At 65.2% G+C, this 18,189-nt stretch carries 9 protein-coding genes; 3 read left to right on the top strand and 6 right to left on the bottom strand.

From position 1 onward, the window contains the following. The coding region (locus K408_RS0100005) for a HoxN/HupN/NixA family nickel/cobalt transporter (protein ID WP_491018463.1) at window positions 1–398 on the bottom strand (398 nt) is incomplete at its 3' end. Between the two features lie 232 nt (window positions 399–630). Further along, window positions 631–1,677: a putative FMN-dependent luciferase-like monooxygenase gene (locus K408_RS0100010; RefSeq protein ID WP_024337757.1), complete on the bottom strand. Its 1,047-nt coding sequence runs from the start codon at window positions 1,675–1,677 to the stop codon at window positions 631–633. A 224-nt stretch (window positions 1,678–1,901) separates the two neighbouring features. Between K408_RS0100010 and K408_RS0100015 the strand changes: the two genes are divergently transcribed. Next, a complete protein-coding gene (locus tag K408_RS0100015) occupies window positions 1,902–3,689 on the top strand; it encodes a peptide ABC transporter substrate-binding protein (protein WP_024337756.1) in 1,788 nt (595 codons plus the stop codon). Window positions 3,690–3,966: 277 nt separating this feature from the next. Here the strand turns inward: K408_RS0100015 and K408_RS43215 are convergent, their stop codons facing one another. The 4 genes from K408_RS43215 to K408_RS0100035 all read right to left on the bottom strand — a co-directional run bounded on the left by K408_RS43215 (window position 3,967) and on the right by K408_RS0100035 (window position 13,903). Next, on the bottom strand, window positions 3,967–4,116 hold the full coding sequence (locus tag K408_RS43215) for a DUF2934 domain-containing protein (RefSeq protein ID WP_210349564.1): 150 nt from the start codon (window positions 4,114–4,116) through the stop codon (window positions 3,967–3,969). 264 nt (window positions 4,117–4,380) lie between these two features. Beyond that, a complete protein-coding gene (locus K408_RS0100025) occupies window positions 4,381–4,566 on the bottom strand; it encodes a hypothetical protein (RefSeq protein ID WP_024337754.1) in 186 nt (61 codons plus the stop codon). Then, window positions 4,563–4,724 carry a DUF2934 domain-containing protein gene (locus K408_RS37430; protein WP_080654833.1) on the bottom strand — a complete coding sequence of 54 codons (162 nt, stop codon included), beginning with the start codon at window positions 4,722–4,724 and terminating at the stop codon, window positions 4,563–4,565. The genes K408_RS0100025 and K408_RS37430 overlap by 4 nt, the downstream gene beginning before the upstream one ends. Window positions 4,725–5,407: 683 nt before the next feature. Then, entirely contained in the window at window positions 5,408–13,903 is an 8,496-nt protein-coding gene (locus tag K408_RS0100035; protein ID WP_024337753.1) for an ExeM/NucH family extracellular endonuclease, read from the bottom strand. Between the two features lie 492 nt (window positions 13,904–14,395). Between K408_RS0100035 and K408_RS0100040 the strand changes: the two genes are divergently transcribed. After that, window positions 14,396–16,174, top strand: a complete 1,779-nt coding sequence (locus K408_RS0100040; RefSeq protein WP_024337752.1) for a type I secretion system permease/ATPase — start codon at window positions 14,396–14,398, stop codon at window positions 16,172–16,174. Window positions 16,175–16,184: 10 nt separating this feature from the next. After that, on the top strand, window positions 16,185–17,507 hold the full coding sequence (locus K408_RS0100045; protein ID WP_024337751.1) for an HlyD family type I secretion periplasmic adaptor subunit: 1,323 nt from the start codon (window positions 16,185–16,187) through the stop codon (window positions 17,505–17,507). Window positions 17,508–18,189: the final 682 nt, after the last annotated feature.

Here is an 18,189-nt window from a genome sequence, read left to right on the forward strand (position 1 = left end):
CACAGGCCGGCGAAGATGGCGAGATTGATGGCTGCGATTACGAGCAGGAACAGCGCCGACACCGATGTCCCGATCAGGCCGCCGATCTCCTTGAGCAGGCTGTCGCCGCCAAGGCTGACGACGCCGAATGCCAGCAGCATGGTCGCGACGACGACGACGGTGGAATGGCCGAGGGCGAAATAGAGGCCGACGCTGCGCGGCGTCTCACCTGCCTGCATCAGCTTGCGCACGACGTTGTCGATGGCGGCGATGTGATCGGCATCGACGGCGTGGCGAAGGCCGAACACCCAGGCCAGCAGCGCGGTCGCCATGATGGTCGGCCGGTCGCCGAACGCCGCGAAGGCCCAGGCCCATGCAGCGACGTTGGCGGCGATAAGCCCGCCGAACAGCAACGCCATTCCGGGCTCGACCGCCCGCAAAGACAATTTCGTCACGCCAAACATTCCGTCCGTTACACGCCCCGTCCCGCCATCAGTATGATCTTTTCATAGGATGGTCATACTGACCAGTGCAATTCCAACGCACCCGGACCGGGCGCGCGCAGAGCTGGCCGCGCTTCAAGGCCCAGCACGGGTGTCGGGACCTGGCGCTATCGCCTCGGCGCTGTGACGACTTACAATGACATGATGCTCATCCCGGCGAGCCCGCCAGCGCCCCGTCGGATGCCGCCGTCCCGGTCCAGCCCAGCGCCGGCGCGACCTTTTCTGCCACGAGGTCGATCGAGCGCAGCACGTAAGGATGCGGCGCATCGACCGAATGCGCCTGGAACACCAGATCCGTCACCCGCTCCAGCGTGGCATCCGAGCGGAGCGAAGCGATGACCTCGTCGGCGGTACCGACATGGGTATCAAACGCCGCGATCATTTCCTGCAGGGTCTCGCCCGGCCTGGCGTGGCCGCCCTTGAGGAACTGCGGCAACGCGCGGCGCAGTCCGATCTCTGCGAAGCGCATCGCCTCGCCATGGTCGTCGGCCACGAAGACGCTGCGCGATGCCATGATGCGCGGCTCGCAGCCGTGTGGCAGCGCCCCGAGATAGGCATCGATGATCGGGTTCTGGATCTCGGCGAGCGTGGCCTTGGGCGCCTCCTTGGATCGCGGCTGCGTCCGCGACAGCATGAGGCCATCGCCGGCCTTGCCGGCGCGGGCGCCGCCCGCGACCGAGAATGTCGCCTGCCAGATGCGCTTGTCCAATTGCGGCCGCTGCGGATAGAGCGTATCGCCACCGGCGAGCGGCTTGCCTAGCAAGGCCGTGCGGACGATCTCGAGATTGCGCGCAAAGATCTCGTTGCGTTGGGCGCTATCGAGGCCGAAGGCGGCAAAGGCGGACGGGTTGCCGCCGGTGCCGACGCCGAGTTCGAAGCGCCCGTTGCAGAGGAGATCGAGCACCGCGGCGTCCTCTGCAACCCTGACCGCATTCTCCAGCGGCAGAGTGACGATGCCGGTGCCGAGGCGGATACGCGAGGTCTGGGCGGCGGCGTAACCGAGAAACGCGAAAGGCGACGGCAGGCCACCCTCCTGCTCGTGGAAGTGATGCTGCGCGATCCACGCGGAATCCAGGCCCGCTCTTTCGGCGTGCACGATCTGCTCGGCCGCGAAGCGATATCGCTCGGCGGCCGGAGCCTCGTCGAGCAGCCGCGTAAAGAAGCCCAGGCGTTTCAGGCTTGCAAGGCGTATCATACGACCCCTGTCGGCGAGGTTGGCCACGTCCCGATGATGTCGATTGCCGCAGTTCCAGGCAAGCGGCCATGGCGCAAGGCTGCCCGCGGGATCGGGCCGGCGCCGCGCAATCCGGCTACGGCGGCTCGGGCCCGCCGCACCTCTTTGACTCCGCCGAGCCCGACGTGCTGAACTGGCGAGCACACAGCCGGTGACGACGTTGCTTCGAGGGTGGAGGTCATCTGATGAACGAGAACGAAATCCGCAAATGCATCGCAGAGGTAAAGCAAGGCACGCTGTCGCGGCGCTCTTTCATTAAGACACTGGCCGCGCTCGGAATCGCCGCGCCGGTCGCGAGCCAGATCCTCGCCTGGCACGACGTCGCCATGGCGGACGCCACGCTTGCCTACAAGCCGACCAAGGCTGGCGGCGGCGGCACGCTCAAAATCCTGCTCTGGCAGGCGCCCACCCTGCTCAATCCCCATTTCGCGCTCGGCACCAAGGACCAGATCGCCGCGCGCATCTTCTTCGAGCCGCTCGCCGGCTGGGACAAGGAGGGCAACCTCATTCCCTGCCTTGCCGCCGAGGCTCCGACCAAGGCGAACGGCGGCCTTGCTGCGGACGGCATGAGCGTGGTGTGGAAGCTCAAGCAGGGCGTCAAGTGGCATGACGGCAAGCCGTTCACCGCCGACGATGTCGTCTTCACCTGGCAGTATGCCGCCGACCTCGCCACCGCGGCATACACGACGGGCTCCTACAAGGACATCAAGGTCGAGAAGATCGACGACCATACCGTGAAGGTGAACTTCAGGGCCCCGACGCCGTTCTGGGCCGATCCGTTCGTCGGCTCGGTCGGGATGGTCCTGCCGAAGCATCATTTCGGCGACTATGTCGGCGCCAAGTCGCGCGAAGCGCCAGGCAATCTGAAGCCGGTCGGCACCGGCCCGTACAAGTTCGTCGAGTTCAAGCCGGGCGACATGATCCGTGCCGAGCGCAATCCCGACTATCACATCAAGAACCAGCCGCATTTCGACACGCTCGAGGTCAAGGGCGGCGGTGATGCTGTATCGGCGGCACGTGCCGTGCTGCAGACTGGCGAATACGACTTTGCCTGGAACATGCAGGTGGAGGAGGAGGTGCTCAAGCGCATGGAGGCCGGCGGCAAGGGCAAGCTCGACATCACGCCGTCCGGCAATGTCGAGTTCATCATCCTCAACACGACGGACCCGTGGACCGAGGTCGACGGCGAGCGCTCCAGCGTCAAGACCAAGCACCCGACCCTGTCCGATCCTGCCGTGCGCCGCGCGATCAACCTCCTGATCGACCGCGACTCGATCCAGAAGTTCATCTATGGGCGCGGCGCCATAGCCACCGCGAGCTTCGTCAACGCGCCCAAGCAGTTCAAGTCGCCCAAGCTGAAATACGAGTTCGATATCGACAAGGCCAACAAGATCCTCGACGAGGCCGGCTGGATCAGGGGCGCGGACGGCATCCGAGAGAAGGACGGCAAGAAGCTCAAATACGTGTTCCAGACCTCGACCAACGCGCCGCGGCAGAAGACGCAGGCCATCATCAAGCAGGCCTGCCAGAAGGCCGGCATCGAGATCGAGATCAAGGCGGTCACCGCCTCGGTGTTCTTCTCCTCCGACGTCGGCAATCCCGACACATATTCGAAATTCTATGCCGATATGGAGATGTACAACACGACGCAGCCGCAGCCCGATCCGGAACGCCTGCTGAACCAGTGCGTGTCCTGGGAGATCGCCACCAAGGACAACAAGTGGCTCGGCCGCAACAACTCGCGCTATTCCGACCCCGAGGCCGACAAGGCCTACAAGGCCGCGCAGAACGAGCTCGATCCGGTCAAGCGCGCCGCGCTGCTGATGAAGGTCGACGAGATCTTCTGCGGGGCGAACGTGTTCCTGCCGCTGCTCTCGCGCCACGTCGTCAACGCCAGCGTCAACAACTTGATGATCGACATCTCCGGCTGGGACACCATCACGTGGAATGTGGCCGCGTGGCATCGGAGCTGAGGGGCGGTGAGCGCCTATTTTTGCGGCGCAGCGCGAGCCTCGGAACGCTGCACCGAATCCCCTCCACTGTGTGCTCCAGATCACAGCAGAATCACGCGCCTTCCCCTACAAGGATTGTGCATGGCCGCAAACAAGGTAACGGCGGTACGCACGAGGCTGGGAAGACGATCAACAGCTACGGACTTCGCAAAGCCGTCAGGGTGAAGAACCCGGCGGCTTTTTCCTTGCTTTCGAACGGCATCGGCTACGGCGTGCAGCGGACGCGGACACCACGCGCCTATGAGGCGCCCGAGCCCTTTCGCTCCTCGCGTTCATCCTCGATCTGGCGTTCGGCTTCGAGCCAAAAGTCCAGCTCCCGATTGCTCGGCCGGCCGGCCTGTTCCCAGAGCTCATAGGCGCGAGTGCGCACCTTGCCACGACGCATCATGCGAAGGAGCCTTCTTTTCAGCTCATCGGCGAAGCTTCTGAAGCGTTGCCCGGTGCTTTCGTCCCTGACGAGCGAGGCCGCTCGCGTGGCGAGGTCGATCTGGTGCTCTAGTTTTCTCTGCTCATCCACCGCGAAACTGCCGTGGGAACGATCGTTGTCGGAGCCGTGCGGACACTCAATTCTCTTCCTGGATGGTCCGTTCCCCCTGGATGGAGCGCGCGGGAAGTGATCACCTTTGCAATTGAATCGAAGCAGCCAACGCCGCTAGTGCCATGTGGTATCGGCTTCGACGATCACCACTCTGACTTCAGGGTCCTCGGCCGTGTTGCAGGTGCAGGGCATGCCCTCGCCGCAGCGGCAGCCGCCGAGCTTCTCGCTCCAGACCCGGAGCGGATGGTTTTCGCAGACCCATCCAATACCCTGGCAGAATGGGCAGGCCTTGTCGGTCACAGCGTATCCGGGGTCCGCAACGTGTTCGACTTGTCCTCGTTGCGCAGATCCTGCTCGGCTGCGTGCCAGAATTCCTCCTCGCGGCCTTCGGGCTTGCCGGCCTGCTCCCACAATTGATGCGCGCGTTCTCTGATCTCTTGCTCGGTCGGCTCGGACAATTGCACCTCCTGCTTGGGAAGCACGGCCCCACCCTTGGGGGGTATGGGGGGCTTGGAGGCGGGGCCGTGCAGACCAGCGATCGGCGGCGATGCTGGCCCACGGAGTCAAGCTTCGACCACGGGCAAGAGTTCCTTCGCCTGACCGCGACCGGGCGGAATCCATTCCGACCAGCGAATTTCGCTCGATTGTCGTGCAGGGGCACGGCACGGCGGCTCGCAAAACCTCGGGCCACGGTCGGTTCCGGGGCAAATGTGAAGATCAAGGATCGATTTCTGTTTCGCGGCCTCCTCTAACACCCCTATCCAGAACTGTTCGCGCAAGCGCGAAAAAGCTCTCGTACCGAACGGAAAACCGCGCCGACCGCATCCACGACGAGGTGATTGCGAAACGGCGCAATCCCCGTCTGCGCCGCAAGCCTTCCGCGTTAGAAAACAGGCCTCTTCCGTCCAACCTTGGCCGCTACTTGGACGATTCACGCGAAGACATCGGCAGCCTCCAACAATCGTCTACCACGGCCGCTTCTGACCCGTCCGTTTCCACACAACCAAGACCATAGCGGACATTCGAGGCCCGTCTCTAGAGTTTGGTCTTCCGTCTTGTTTCACCGGCATCGACGCCAGCGCGTTTGCGAAGAACCACGGAACGCTCTTGCGTTCCGTGGTTCGGTTCAGTCGGCGACGGATCAGACGAAGCGGAAATCGTCTGCCGCGAGCGAGGCCATCTGCATATTGGCCAGGGTCACGGTGTCGTCGGCATCGAGCGTCACGACGACGTTGTTGCCGACCTGCGTGGTGTGCGACATCACTTCGGCGAAGTCGGCGAACAGGCTGCTCGAGAATTGCAGCACGTCGGCCGAGCCACCGCTGGCGGCGAAGTCGGTGACGGTGTCCTTGCCGAAGCCGGCGGCGAACGTGAACACGTCGGCGCCCGAACCACCGGACAGGATGTCGTTGCCGGCATCGCCCGCGAGGATGTCGGCACCCGAGCCACCCTTGATGGTGTCGTTGCCGGCACCGCCATTCAGCATGTCGTTCTCGGAGCCGCCATCGATGTTGTCGTCGCCGTCGCCGCCGGAGACGACGTCGACCCCCGAACCGCCCTTCAACGTGTCCTTGCCGACGCCACCCTCGATCACGTCGTTGCCGGAGCCACCGTCGACGCTATCGTCGCCTTCGCCGCCACGCAGCGTGTCATTGCCGGCACCACCGGCGATGACATCGTTACCGGCTCCGCCATCGAACATATCGGCGCCGTTGCCGCCTGTGACATGGTCCGCACCGGCACCGAGCACGAAGCCCTCGATGCCGCTGAAGTGGTCGGTGCCAATGCCTGCGCCGGTCGCGGTGCCGGACACCAGGTTGATGGTGACCGCACCGGTGGCGTCGGACAGATCCAACAGATCCTGACCGAAGCCGCCGTCGATGGTGTCGTCACCAGCACCGCCACGGAGCACGTCGTCGCCGAAGCCGCCGAGCAGCACGTCGTCACCGGCGCCGCCGATCAGCAGGTCATTGCCAAGGCCGCCATTCAGGGTGTTGGCTCCGGCCGAGCCGATCAGCGTGTCGTCATACGCCGTGCCTACCGCGTTCTCGATCCCGGCGAGATGGTCGGCGCCCGGGATGTAGCCGGGATAGTAGGCCAGCCCGGAGTCGAGATCGATCGTCAGCTTGAACGAGATGTTGCTGTAGTCGATGGTGTCGACGCCGTCGCCGCCATCGTAGCGATCCAGACCATAGCCGCCGATGAAGGTGTCGTCGCCGGCGCCGCCGAACACCAGATCGTTGCCAAGGCCGCCGACGATCGTATCGCTGCCGCCGGTTCCGGTGCGCAGCGTCCAGGTGCCGTCGGCGAAGCCGAGTTCCTCGATGTTGCTGAGCGTGTCGGTGCCGTCGGTGCCGGCCTGATCAGCGATGTTCACCGAGTCATCGGCGTTCAGCGTCATCGCGTAACCGGCAATCGCGCCGGAGAAGGTCGCGGTGTCGGTCCCGGCGCCGCCGTCGATGATGTCGTCACCGGCACCACCAATGATCAGATCGTCGCCGTCGTTGCCGTAGATCTCGTCGTTGCCTGCATCGCCGTAGACGGTGTCGTTGCCCTGGTTGGCATAGATCCGATCGTTGCCTTCGCCGCCGTGGATGGTGTCGTTACCGAACGAGGTGTAGATCTCGTCATTCCCGGCACCGCCGTCGATCTCCATCTTGGTCGAGATCCAGTCGTTGGAGATCAAGATATCGTTGCCGTCGCCGAGCAGGATCTGGCCCTGGATATCGGACCCGATCCAGATGTTGACGAAGTCGTCGCCGGCGCCGAGATCGACCTTGCCGACGATCTTGCCGGTGTTGCCGAGCCTGTCGTTGCCGTCGCCGAAGCTGACGTCGCCGGTGATGACGCCGGAGCTCTGGTTGATCAGCTCGTCGGCACCGGCGCCGAGCAGGACGTCGCCGGTGATGATGGCGCGGTTGACGATCAGATCGTCACCCTCGCCCATGTTCACCGCTGATCCGCCGGTGGCGGTGATCGAGCCGTCATTGCTCAGCGTGTCGCTGCCGCCGCCCATCGAGACGCCGCCGACGATCTGGCCGGTGGCGCTGTTGGTGAGGCTGTCGGCATATGTGCCGACCAGGTTGATCGCCTCGTTGCCGCGCAGGTCGAACCGCGCCGCATCCTCGGGGGTGACCCCTTCCGGACCGTGGCCGTCACCCTTGATCAGGCCGTGGTTGACGATGGTCGTCACCCCCAGCGCGTTGGCGTTGCTGGAGTTGTCGACCTGGATCGCACGGCCGTAGCCGTAGATCTCGCCGCCGGCATTGTTGACGATGCTGCCGCCGCCGATCGCGATCGCTTCGGAGACGTTCGGCTCGCCGTCGTGATAGCCCTCGGCGCCGAGGCCCGAGATCTTGCCGTAGTTCACGATCTGCACCAGACCGTCGACATCGATGGCGTCGCCGTCGCTGTCGGACAGTTCGGCCGAGCGGCCCTCCATCACGCCGTGGTTGGTGATGAACGCCTTCTGCGCTTCGGTCCCGTCGGTGTCCAGGTTCACGGCGGACCCGTTGCGGCCGATCATCGTGCCACTGTTGATGACGGTGACGGCATTGTCACCGGTTACAGCGTGACGCGAACCTTCCATCCAGCCACCGGCATAGTTGGTGACCTTGCCGCCGGTGTCGCTCTGGAAGTCGATCAGATCGCCTCCGCCCACGAACGTCGGATCCGTCGTGATCGTCCCCCAGTTGTTGACGACGCCGTCAGTTCCCGGGCGGATCACGTCGGTGTCGCTGCCATGCTGGCGGATGACGCCCCCGGCAAGGTTGTTGATCACCGCCGAGGCGCCGTTGTTGTCGAAGGTGCGGAAGTCGATGACGCGGCCGTTCGCTTCGATCACGCCGGCGTTGTTGACGATGATGGTCGCGTCGGCGTGACCGGCCCGTTCCGGGGTCAGCGCGCCGCGGACGACGCCGCCGGCCTGGTTGTCGAGGGTCACCGAGCCGGTCGCCCCCGCCGTGGTGGTGAGCGCACGGGTCGAGCCCGAGATCTCGCCGGCATTGTCGATGACCGCGTTGCCACCGCCCTGCCAGACGATAGCGTTGCCGGACACAGAGAGCGCGCCGCCGGCCTCGATGGCGACGTGATCGTTGTTGTCCACGACGAGGCTCGAAGCCAGCATCGCGCCGCCCTGGATCGTCACATCGTCGTACGATGCCGATCCGGCCACCGACCAAGTGCCTGCGGCCACCAGCAGGTTCTCGACATTGAGCGTGGCGATCAGTTCCCCCGTGCCGCCGCCGATCAGCTTGACGGTGTCGTTGCCGGCGCCGCCGTCGATCGAGCCCGGCGCGGGGTCGTCGGTGGAGACGATGATGAGGTCGTCGCCGTCACCGGCTTCCGCGGTGTCGCCGGCGCCAGCCACCAGTTCGTCGTTGCCGTCGCCGCCTTGCAGGGTGTCATAGCCTTCGCCGCCGATCAGGACGTCGTCGCCCTCGCCGCCAGTCAGGGTGTCGTCACCGTCGCCGCCCACCAGCCGGTCGTCGCCAGCGCCACCGTCGAGCGTGTCGTCGCCTGCACCGCCAAGCAGCGTGTCGTCGCCATCGCCGCCGGACAGGGTATCATCGCCCTCGCCGCCATCGAGTTGATCGTCGCCGCCGAGCCCGGCGAGGACGTCGTCGCCCCCGAGGCCGGTGAGGACGTCGTCTCCGAGCGCGCCGGCGAGTTGGTTGTCACCGTCGTCGCCGACCAGCACCAGCGCCTCTGTTTCGAGCACCGTGTCTTGACGATAGTCGAGGTTCTGGATGCGCTCGTCGTGCGCCCGGTCGGTGTCGGCGACGTCGTAGGGCGTGTCGGAGTAGTTCGCCGCCATGTATTCGGCGAAGGCATCCTGCTCGGTGCCCTCGGTGGCGAAGTTCGCCTCCTGCCCCGCATCTGGAACCAGGTCTGGCGACAGATTGACGACGTTGGCAAAGGTGGGATTGGCCGTGATGAAGCTCGCGAACGGATAGCCGTCGCCGCCGGTGAGCAGGAAGCTCAAGGTCACGACCCGGATCGCAATCTCCGGATCGACCACCAGTTCGCCGTTCGCGACCAACGCCAGCACCGGGTTGCCGTTGTCATCGATCAGCGCTGCCGACTGCACGCGGTTGCCGGCCGGCAAATCCTTGTCGAACGAGAATGCGATGCCGCCGACCTGGGCGAACTGGCCGGGCGTCGCGGTCGCCGTGGTCGCCGCCACTGCGTGCTCGAGCACCTTGAGCAACTGATCCGCGGTCACCGTGACCATCGACAGCGCGTTGTTGAAGCGCAGCGAGTTGGCGATATCGAGTTGCGACACCTCGCCCGCTTCCTTGCCGACGCTGGTGTTCGCCAGCGGCGGGCTCTCCACCGCTTCGCCACCGACCGCATAGACGTAGCCAATCGAGTCGCGGATGCCGCCGCCGTTCTTGATCGAAACCAGCACGGTCGGGTCGACCTTCTGGGCGTACCACAGGTTCGCATCGGCGGAGAGGTCGCCGAGGTTGGTCTCCTCGGTGCGAGCCTCGCTGCGACGGCCCTCGAGATAGACGTCCGTCTTGCCGAAAGTGTTGCCGTCCTGCGCGTCGATGATGCCGCCCACCGCCTGGGCGATGTCGTTGACCAGATCGCCGCGGCCGCCGTCGGCAAACGGATCGGCGTCGTCGGCATCCACGTCGCCGTCATGGTCGACGTCGACCGTGGTGTTGCCGTCGTACAGGGAGGTGACCACCTCTTCCGTGCTGGCGTAGGCGCCATTGACCGCCGAGTTGGCGGTGTAGATCACGTTGCCTTCAGCATCGAAATCGACCACCAGTCGTCCGACATAGGAGTATTCGCCGGAGGTGTTGACGATAAGCGTGGTTTTGCCGTCGGCGTTCGCGGTGACGATCGGATAGGTGTCGGCAGCGGTATCGCCGACACGGAGCGTGTCGGTCTCGTCCGCCAGCAGCGTGTGCGAGCCGCCGGCGACGATGACGTCGACGCCGTGCAGCAGGGGCGCCAGCGCCTTTTCGAGCGCGAGCTGCTGCAGATGGCTGACCAGGATGATCTTGTTGATGCCCTGAGCCAGCAGACCGTCGATCGTCGGCTGCAGGATTGCCGCCAGAGCCGCCATGTCATCGACATTGTCGCCGATCACTTCGACGCCGCCGGTCGAGGAGATGCTCTGCACGATCTGGGTGGTCGCGCCGATCACGCCGATCTTTTCGCCGTTCTCCTCGATGACCGTGGCCGGCGCGATCTTCTTGCCGATACCGGCCACCGGCGGGAAGCCGGTGTAGGCGTCGGCATCCTGGATCGTGCCGGTGTAGACCGAAGCGAGATTGGCATCGGCCGAGAAGTCCAGATTGGCCGCGAGGTACGGGAACTGCGCGCCGGGATAGCCGGCGGTCTGCTTGATGATGTCGGCGAACGCCTTGGTGCCGGCGTCGAATTCGTGATTGCCGATCGCCGAGGCCTGCACGCCGATGATGTTCAGCATCGCCATGTCGGCGGTGCCGAAGCCGGGCGAGATGTTCAGCGTCCCGGCAGCGAGGCCGTAACGGGTTTCCAGCGCGGTTTCGTAGACCTCCTTCAGCGAGCTGTCGCTGCCGGCGCTGAAGAACGGGCTGGGAATGAAATTATCTCCCGAAGACAGCGTGATCGAGTTGTCGTAGGTCTCCTCGAGATAATCGACGATCGCCGCGAAGTTGCCGGCGCGATCGACTGCGTTCAGGCCCGCCTCGAAGTCCGATGCATGCAGGATTTGCAGCGTGTAAGCCGGAGTCGGCTCCTGTTCCCCCAGATTGAGGCCCACGATCACCGGGTCGTGGTCGGACACCCGGATCGAGGAGTCGCCGTCGAAGATCGAGGTGTCGCGGCCATAGTCGGTATTGTAGTCGAGCGCGTCGGCCTCGTCGGCATTGATGTGCCAGGTGGTCACACCGGACACCTGCCCGCCGAGGCTGGCATTGGCGAAGGCATAGTCGAGCGTGCCGGTCTGGCCGTCGAATACATAGGAATAAGCGCCGTCCTCGCGATCCTGCAGATTCTCATAGCCCGCGCTCTCGATGAGAGCGGTCGACTGCTCCTTGGCGTAGCCGTTGAAATCGCCGAGCAGCATCACGTCCGGATCGCCCGAGCCGGTCGGATCGGTCGCCGCCCACGCGGTCAGCGCTGTGGCGGCCAGCTCGCGCTGGTTCTGCCAGTTGCCCTGGCCGTCGCCCTGATCGGAATCGGCGCCGGAGCCGGTACCGCTCTTGGACTTGAGATGGTTGGCGATCGCCGTGAAGGTTTCCCCGGTCGCAAGCTCCTCGAAGGTCACCGCGAGCGCGTTGCGGCTGGTGTTCTCGCCGTCGAACACCGCGCCGACCGTGCTCTGACCGATCAGGCCGCCGAGGCCGAGGCCGGGCAGGTCGGCGTCGTTGAGGGTCTCGATGGTCGTACCGTCGGCGATCTTCACTGCGGTGGTGTCGTAGATGAAGCCGACCGCGATGGCGTCGCCGCCAACGAACTGCCGGCCGGGATCGACCCAGGCATAGGTACCGGCCCCAGCCACGGCATTGAGCTGTTCGACCAGATACTTGATCGCGTTGCTGGACGATGCAGCGGAGAAATCGTTCTCCAGCTCGGTCAGCGCCAGCACGTCGACGTCCATGTCGAGGATGGTCGCGACCAGCTTCTCGGTTTGGCGTGCGAACTCCGCCGCATTGTCGGCGCCGCGCGGCGCTTCGCCGATCGCGGTGGTGCCACCGTTGTCCAGCGTGGTGAAGTAGTTCAGTACGTTGAAGCTCGCAACCTTCAGGCGGCCGCCGACGTCTTCCGGCGCATCGGTGCGCGGATTGTCGCCGGCTTCGAAGGTGTTGGCGCCGTCCTCGACCGAGCGGATCCGCCAAGTCGCCCCCGAGGCGGAGTTTCCGGCCCATTGATAGTCGAGCACGCCGGTCAGGCCGGTGACGGTATCACCCATCCGGACCGCGTCGGCGGTGTCGTAGTTCGGCGTGGCGGACGGGTTGTCGTTCGGATCGAAGCCGTCGAGATTGTTGATCGCGGCGTTCTGGACGTTGAGGCCATCGTCATAGGTGATGGTGCGAGCACCGAGCTCCGCCAGATACGCCTGGTAGGCGGCGGCGTCGGGCGCGCTCTCCTGCGTGAATTGCTCGGGCCGTTCGCCCGCCGTCAGCTTGATCTCGTTGAACCGGTCGAGATTGTACTGCTCGGTGACGGTCAGGGTCTGCGGAATCGTGACCAGCATGCCTTCATAGGCTTCAAGATCGGGCTGGTAGTCGCCGTCCTGGCTCAGCGTGGTGCCCATCGACGACAGGTCGATCTGCACCGCCATCGTGTCGACGTCGGCCACCGCGCCGGCCTGGACGACCGAAATGTTGCTGGCGGTGAGCTCGGTCAGGCCGAAATATTCGCTGATCGAACCGGTGATGCGGACCCGGTCGCCGATCTGGACGTCGGTAGCGCCGCCGTAGACGAAGATCGCCTCGGAGGTCAGCACGTTGCCGTCGGAATCGGTGGTCTCCTCCTGGACATAGAAGCCGTTGAGATTGCGGCCGGCGTCGGCATCGCCGTTCTGGAAGTCGCCAACCACGATGGCTTCGACGGTCACAGTCTGACCGACCATGGCGCTGCTGGCTCCGCTGCCCTGAATCGCGCTGATCTTTGTGATGCCGACGTCGTCGTTGACGATGGTGCCGGTCGCCGTCGCGGCGCTGCCGATCGTGGTGGTCACGCCCACCGAATTGGAAACGTTCTGCAGCGTCAGCGTGAAGCTCTCGCTCGCCTCATTGTCGGTGTCGCCAGCAACGGTGACGGTCACGATCGCGGAGGTCTCTCCCGCCGCGATGCTGCCGCTGAAGCTGACCGGGTTGCCGCCGACATAGTCGGCCGCATCGGTCTGTGCCGAAGCGATCGTTCCCGAGAACGCGACGTCGCCCGTGGTACCGCCGCTGCGCTCGACGATGAACTGATAGACGGTCGGACCGCTGTTGCCTTCGTCATGCGACACCGTAAGCGAACCCGGCGCGAAGGCAACGTGCTGCGCTTCGACCGACGATTCGGATGAACTGGTGACGCGGATGTCGTCGATACCGACCCACTCGTCATTGCCGGCGGCGTTTGTGGTGAGAATGCGAACCTGGATGTCGTTGCGGCCGTCGACGGCGGCGGGCAGCAGCAGATCGAACGGCGTCACCTGGGTTGCGGCGCCACCGGTGGTGGTGTCGGCGGCGTAACCGCTCGGAACGTTGGTCCACGACCCGCTCGAACCGAGCCGGTACTGCACGTTGATCTGCTGCGCGGAGTCGTCCGTGCCGCCGTCGAGGTCGCGTGCATTGAAGCTCAGCCGGACGTCTTTGCGGCCGGTGGCGTCGAGATGGATCACGAGGCCAGGAGCATCCGCGCTGTTCGAGCCGTTCAGCGCCACCGTCGGGTTGGCGATCTGGAATTCGGCCACACCGCCATTGGTGATGGCGGTGTTGGTCTGGTTGGCGATGACGTCGACGTCTCCCGACGACGATCCGGTAGCCGTGCGCGCGTCCACCCCGGTGGCCGAAACGACATCGTTGCCGAGATAGCCGACGATCGATGCGACCCCCGACCAATCATCGTTAGTCGTGATGAGGCCGGTGTTGGACCAGTCCTGCAGGAAATCGCCGTTCGCCAGGACATGAGGGGTCGTCGACATGTATTGCACTCCAGCGCTTGAGAAGAAGACGTCGCGGATCGCCGCCTCACGGCATGCGTGAGGGCGCGGTCCAGACCGCCGTTGGTTAACGGATCGTTAATGCGCGTTGATAGAATGCCGACGACAACAGATCGGTGACTGCTTCTTAACGGGCCGGTGAAGTCGCAACATGGAAAGTGCTGCGAAGACCGCGCGCACCAACCACTCCTCGCGGCGCGCTCGACGCTCGGCCGCCGGCAATCGCCATTGAGTCATCGCGTTAAAGCTTGATCAGTCCGCCGCGAGGGACGACCACGCCAGGCTTCGGTTGCCGGCTGGTGCGGCCGAATTCCGAACCAGAGCGGCGTTTCGTCGCAGGATGTCGCGCCTGGTCGCCACTGGAACGCGTTTTCGCGCACGTGCCGCATTGTCATGCGCCTGACGTTGAACCTCGCTAACGAACGCCGGCCGCATCCGACCGTGACTGTCCGACGTCGTTTTGAATTGAGTATCATGACTGCAACAACGTCCTCCGCGTCGTCCCCCCCGTCCGGCGATCTCGCGTCGGCCGCGCTCGCCTCCTGCAGAACGGCCTTTCTGACGGTAGGACTGTTCTCGGCGGTGCTCAATCTGCTGATGCTCAGCGGCTCGATCTACATGCTACAGGTGTACGACCGGGTCATTCCATCGCACAGCATTCCGACCTTGATCGCACTGTCGACCGCGGTGGCGGCGGCGTATGCGATGCAAGGGCTGTTCGACCTGCTGCGTCAGCGCATTCTGACGCGGATCGGATCAGCGCTGCACGCCGCGCTGTGGCAACCGGTCGTCTGCAACATCCTGCGGGGGCCGCTGCGCGGCGGCGGCGCAAATCGCGGCCTGCAATTGTCTCATGATCTGGACTCGGTCCGGTCGTTCCTTTCCGGGCTCGGCCCGACGACCCTGTTCGACTTGCCATGGATGCCGCTGTATCTCGCCGGCTGCTTTCTCTTGCATCCTTATCTCGGCTGGACGCTGGTCGTGGGCGCGGTGCTGCTGTTCGGGATCGCGCTGCTCACCGAGGTGCTGACGCGAGCGCCGACCCGGGACGCGTCGCGTGCCGGCGCAATCCGCGGCGTTCAGCTTGAAGCCGGTCGGCGCAACGCCGAAATCGTGGCCGCGCTGGGGATGGAGCAGCGGTTGATCGACCGGATCGGCGCCGCCAATGACGATCTCGTCGCCGCCCAGCAGCGCAACGCCGATATCGCCGGATCGCTCGGCGCGTTGTCGAAGGCGCTGCGCTTCATGCTGCAATCGGCGCTGCTCGGCCTCGGCGCCTATTTAGTAATCGAGGGGCTGGCCAGCGGCGGCGTGATGATCGCCGCGTCGATCATGGGCAGCCGCGCGCTCGCGCCGGTGGAGCTTGCGATCTCCATCTGGCGTCCGTTCCTCGGCGCGCGACAGGCGGGCCAACGGCTCCGCGCCGCTCTGCGCAACGGCGACGCCCCGAAGCCCGACGTCGCCCCCGAACGCGCCGTCCATCGACTCACGGTCGAGCAGGTAACGATCGCCGCCCCCGGCGGCACGACCGCGATCGTGCACAACGCCTCGTTCGTACTTGAAGCCGGCCAGGCGGTCGGCATCATTGGCCCGTCAGCCGCCGGCAAATCGACGCTGGCGCGGGCGCTGGTCGGGATCTGGCCGATCGCACGCGGCGAGATCCGCCTTGATGGCGCCACCCTCGACCAGTGGCCGGCAGAGATTCGTGGCGGCATGATCGGCTATCTGCCGCAGGACGTCGAATTGTTCGACGGAACGGTAGCGGAAAACATCGCGCGTTTCGACCCGAAGATCGACGAGACGACGGTGATCGCCGCGGCGAAGGCCGCCGGCGCCTACGAGATGATCCTGAAGCTGCCGAAGGGGTTCGAGATGCGGATCGGCGAGGCCGGCGCCACCCTGTCGGGAGGCCAGCGGCAGCGGATCGCGTTGGCGCGCGCGCTCTACAAGGATCCGTTCATGGTGGTGCTCGACGAGCCGAACGCCAGCCTGGACGCCGAAGGCGACGCCGCGCTGACCGACGCCATCCGGCGTGTCCGGGCTCGCGGCGGCATTGCCGTCATCATCGCGCATCGGCCGGCGGCGCTCGCCGCGGTCGATCTCGTGTTGACGCTGGCGGCCGGTCAGGTGCAAGCGTTCGGCCCGAAGGACGAAGTGCTGCGCAAATCGCTTGCCGCTCATCCGGCGCCGGGCGGGGCGGCGCTGCAGGCGGTGCCCGATGCGCGCTCGGTTCCGGCCGCAGCCGTCAGTTGAGGACCTCCACATGACCGCCCCCTCCACGCCCGAAGCTCGCCGCAACGATCCGTTTCGCGATATCCGGCGCGCCACCGGACTCGGAATCGGTACCTTGGCGATCGTGGTGTCCACCGCCGGAGTCTGGGCGATGACCGCGCCGCTCGCCAGCGCCGTGATCGCGCCGGCGCAAGTGGTGGTCGACAGCAACGTCCGCAGGGTTCAGCACCCGACCGGCGGCGTGGTCGCCGAAATCTACGTCAACGACGGGGATCAGGTTCGGGCCGGCGATATGCTGGTCCGCCTCGACGAGACGCTGTCGCGCGCCAACCTTGCGCTGATCGAAAACCAGCTCAACCAGCTTGGGGTGCGTCGCGCCCGGCTGCAGTCCGAGCAGAACGGCCGCGACGCGGTGGTGCTGCCCGGCGAGATCTCCGCACGCCGCGCCATCGGTGCGATCACGGAGATGATCGAGGGGGAGACCACGTTGTTCGCCCGGCGGCGCGAGGCGATCAGCGGCCAGCAGTCGCAGCTGCGCGAACGCAAGGCGCAGATCGTGGACGAAATCCGCGGCCTGGAGGCGCAGATCGCGTCGAAGCGCGAGCAGATCCGCTGGATCGAAACCGAGCTGGAGGGCGTCCGCCAGCTATACGAAAAGCGTCTGGTGCCCTATGCGCGCCTCACTGCGCTCGAGCGCGAGGCCTCCCGCCTAACCGGCGAGGAAGGCCAGCTGATCGCCGAGATCGCGCGCGCCAAGGGCCGGATCACCGAAACCGAACTGCAGATCATCCAGCTGGTTCAGGACCAGCGCCGTGAGGTCGCGACCGAACTGCGCGACGTCGAGACCAAGCTTGCCGACCTCGGTGAACGCCGCATCGCCGCGATGGACCAGCTCGATCGCGTGGTGTTGCGCGCGCCGCAAGACGGCCTGATCCACCAGAAATCGGTCTTCACCGTCGGCGGCGTGATCACTGCGGGCGAACAGCTGATGCTGATCGTGCCGAAGGACTCGCTTGTGGTCGAGGCCCGGGTCGATCCACAAATGATCGACCGGCTCAAGGTGGGGCAATCCGCCAAGCTCCGCTTCAGCGCGTTCGACGCCGCCGTGACCCCCGAGCTCGACGGCACGCTGACGCGGATCGCCGCCGACTTGACCAAAGACCCGCAGTCCGGCGCGGCTTACTACGTCGCCCGCATCAGCCTCGACGCGAGCGAACTCGCCAAGCTCGACGGCAAGGCTTTGGTGCCCGGCATGCCGGTTGAAGCCTTCATCCAGAACGGCGTGCGGACGGCGATCGCCTACCTGCGCAAGCCGCTGGAAGATCAGCTCGCCCGCGCGCTGCGGCAGAAATAATCCAAGTCCCTATCGTCGTCATTGTTCAGCCTGCTGCCACATTGCCGCCAGTACGATGTCCCGACCTTCGAAGCCGCTAGATCCTCGGATCCTCGCCAAGTGAGCAGGCGTGGTGTGCTGATGCTGCCTGAATCTGTTTCTGGCCTTGGCTGCCCTTTGCTCAGAAGCCTTCGAGGTCAGCTTTCGGGAGACGAGCCGACCAGCGCAATTCGGCCTGGCCAAGCGCAGCGTTGACCGGACACCGACGATCTACCGCTGTCGCGGGTGCGCTGCTCGTCAGTTCGCCCCTTTGGAAACCGGAGCACTCGCCTAAGGGGATAGTCGTGAGCTAGCGACAGCTTTGGAGGTGCCGGCGTCTTCGTGCTGGAAGTAGGCCATTGCGATTTAGCTTCGGTAGAACCACCGCGTTGAGCTGACGGAGCTACCGATGGCAGCGGGCCAATGATTCTAGTCAGCGAAACATTGATCTCATGATCAGGTACTTGGCTTCCGAGGAGGATGCCAAGCAACGGATCGCAACTGAAGCAGGAGCCGTTGCGTGTCCAGGCGGAGCTGGCTGCCCTCGAGGAGACCCCTACCCCCATGTCACTGCATCCGGCAACGCTGGATCGCTACATCGAGACCGTCAACGCTCTTGCTAACATGATAGCACGCGATGCAAGCGCGAGGACGTGGGGGCCTT

The sequence above is a fragment of the Bradyrhizobium sp. in8p8 genome, from assembly GCF_000426845.1.
GTDB classification, from domain to species: Bacteria; Pseudomonadota; Alphaproteobacteria; order Rhizobiales; family Xanthobacteraceae; genus Bradyrhizobium; species Bradyrhizobium japonicum_C.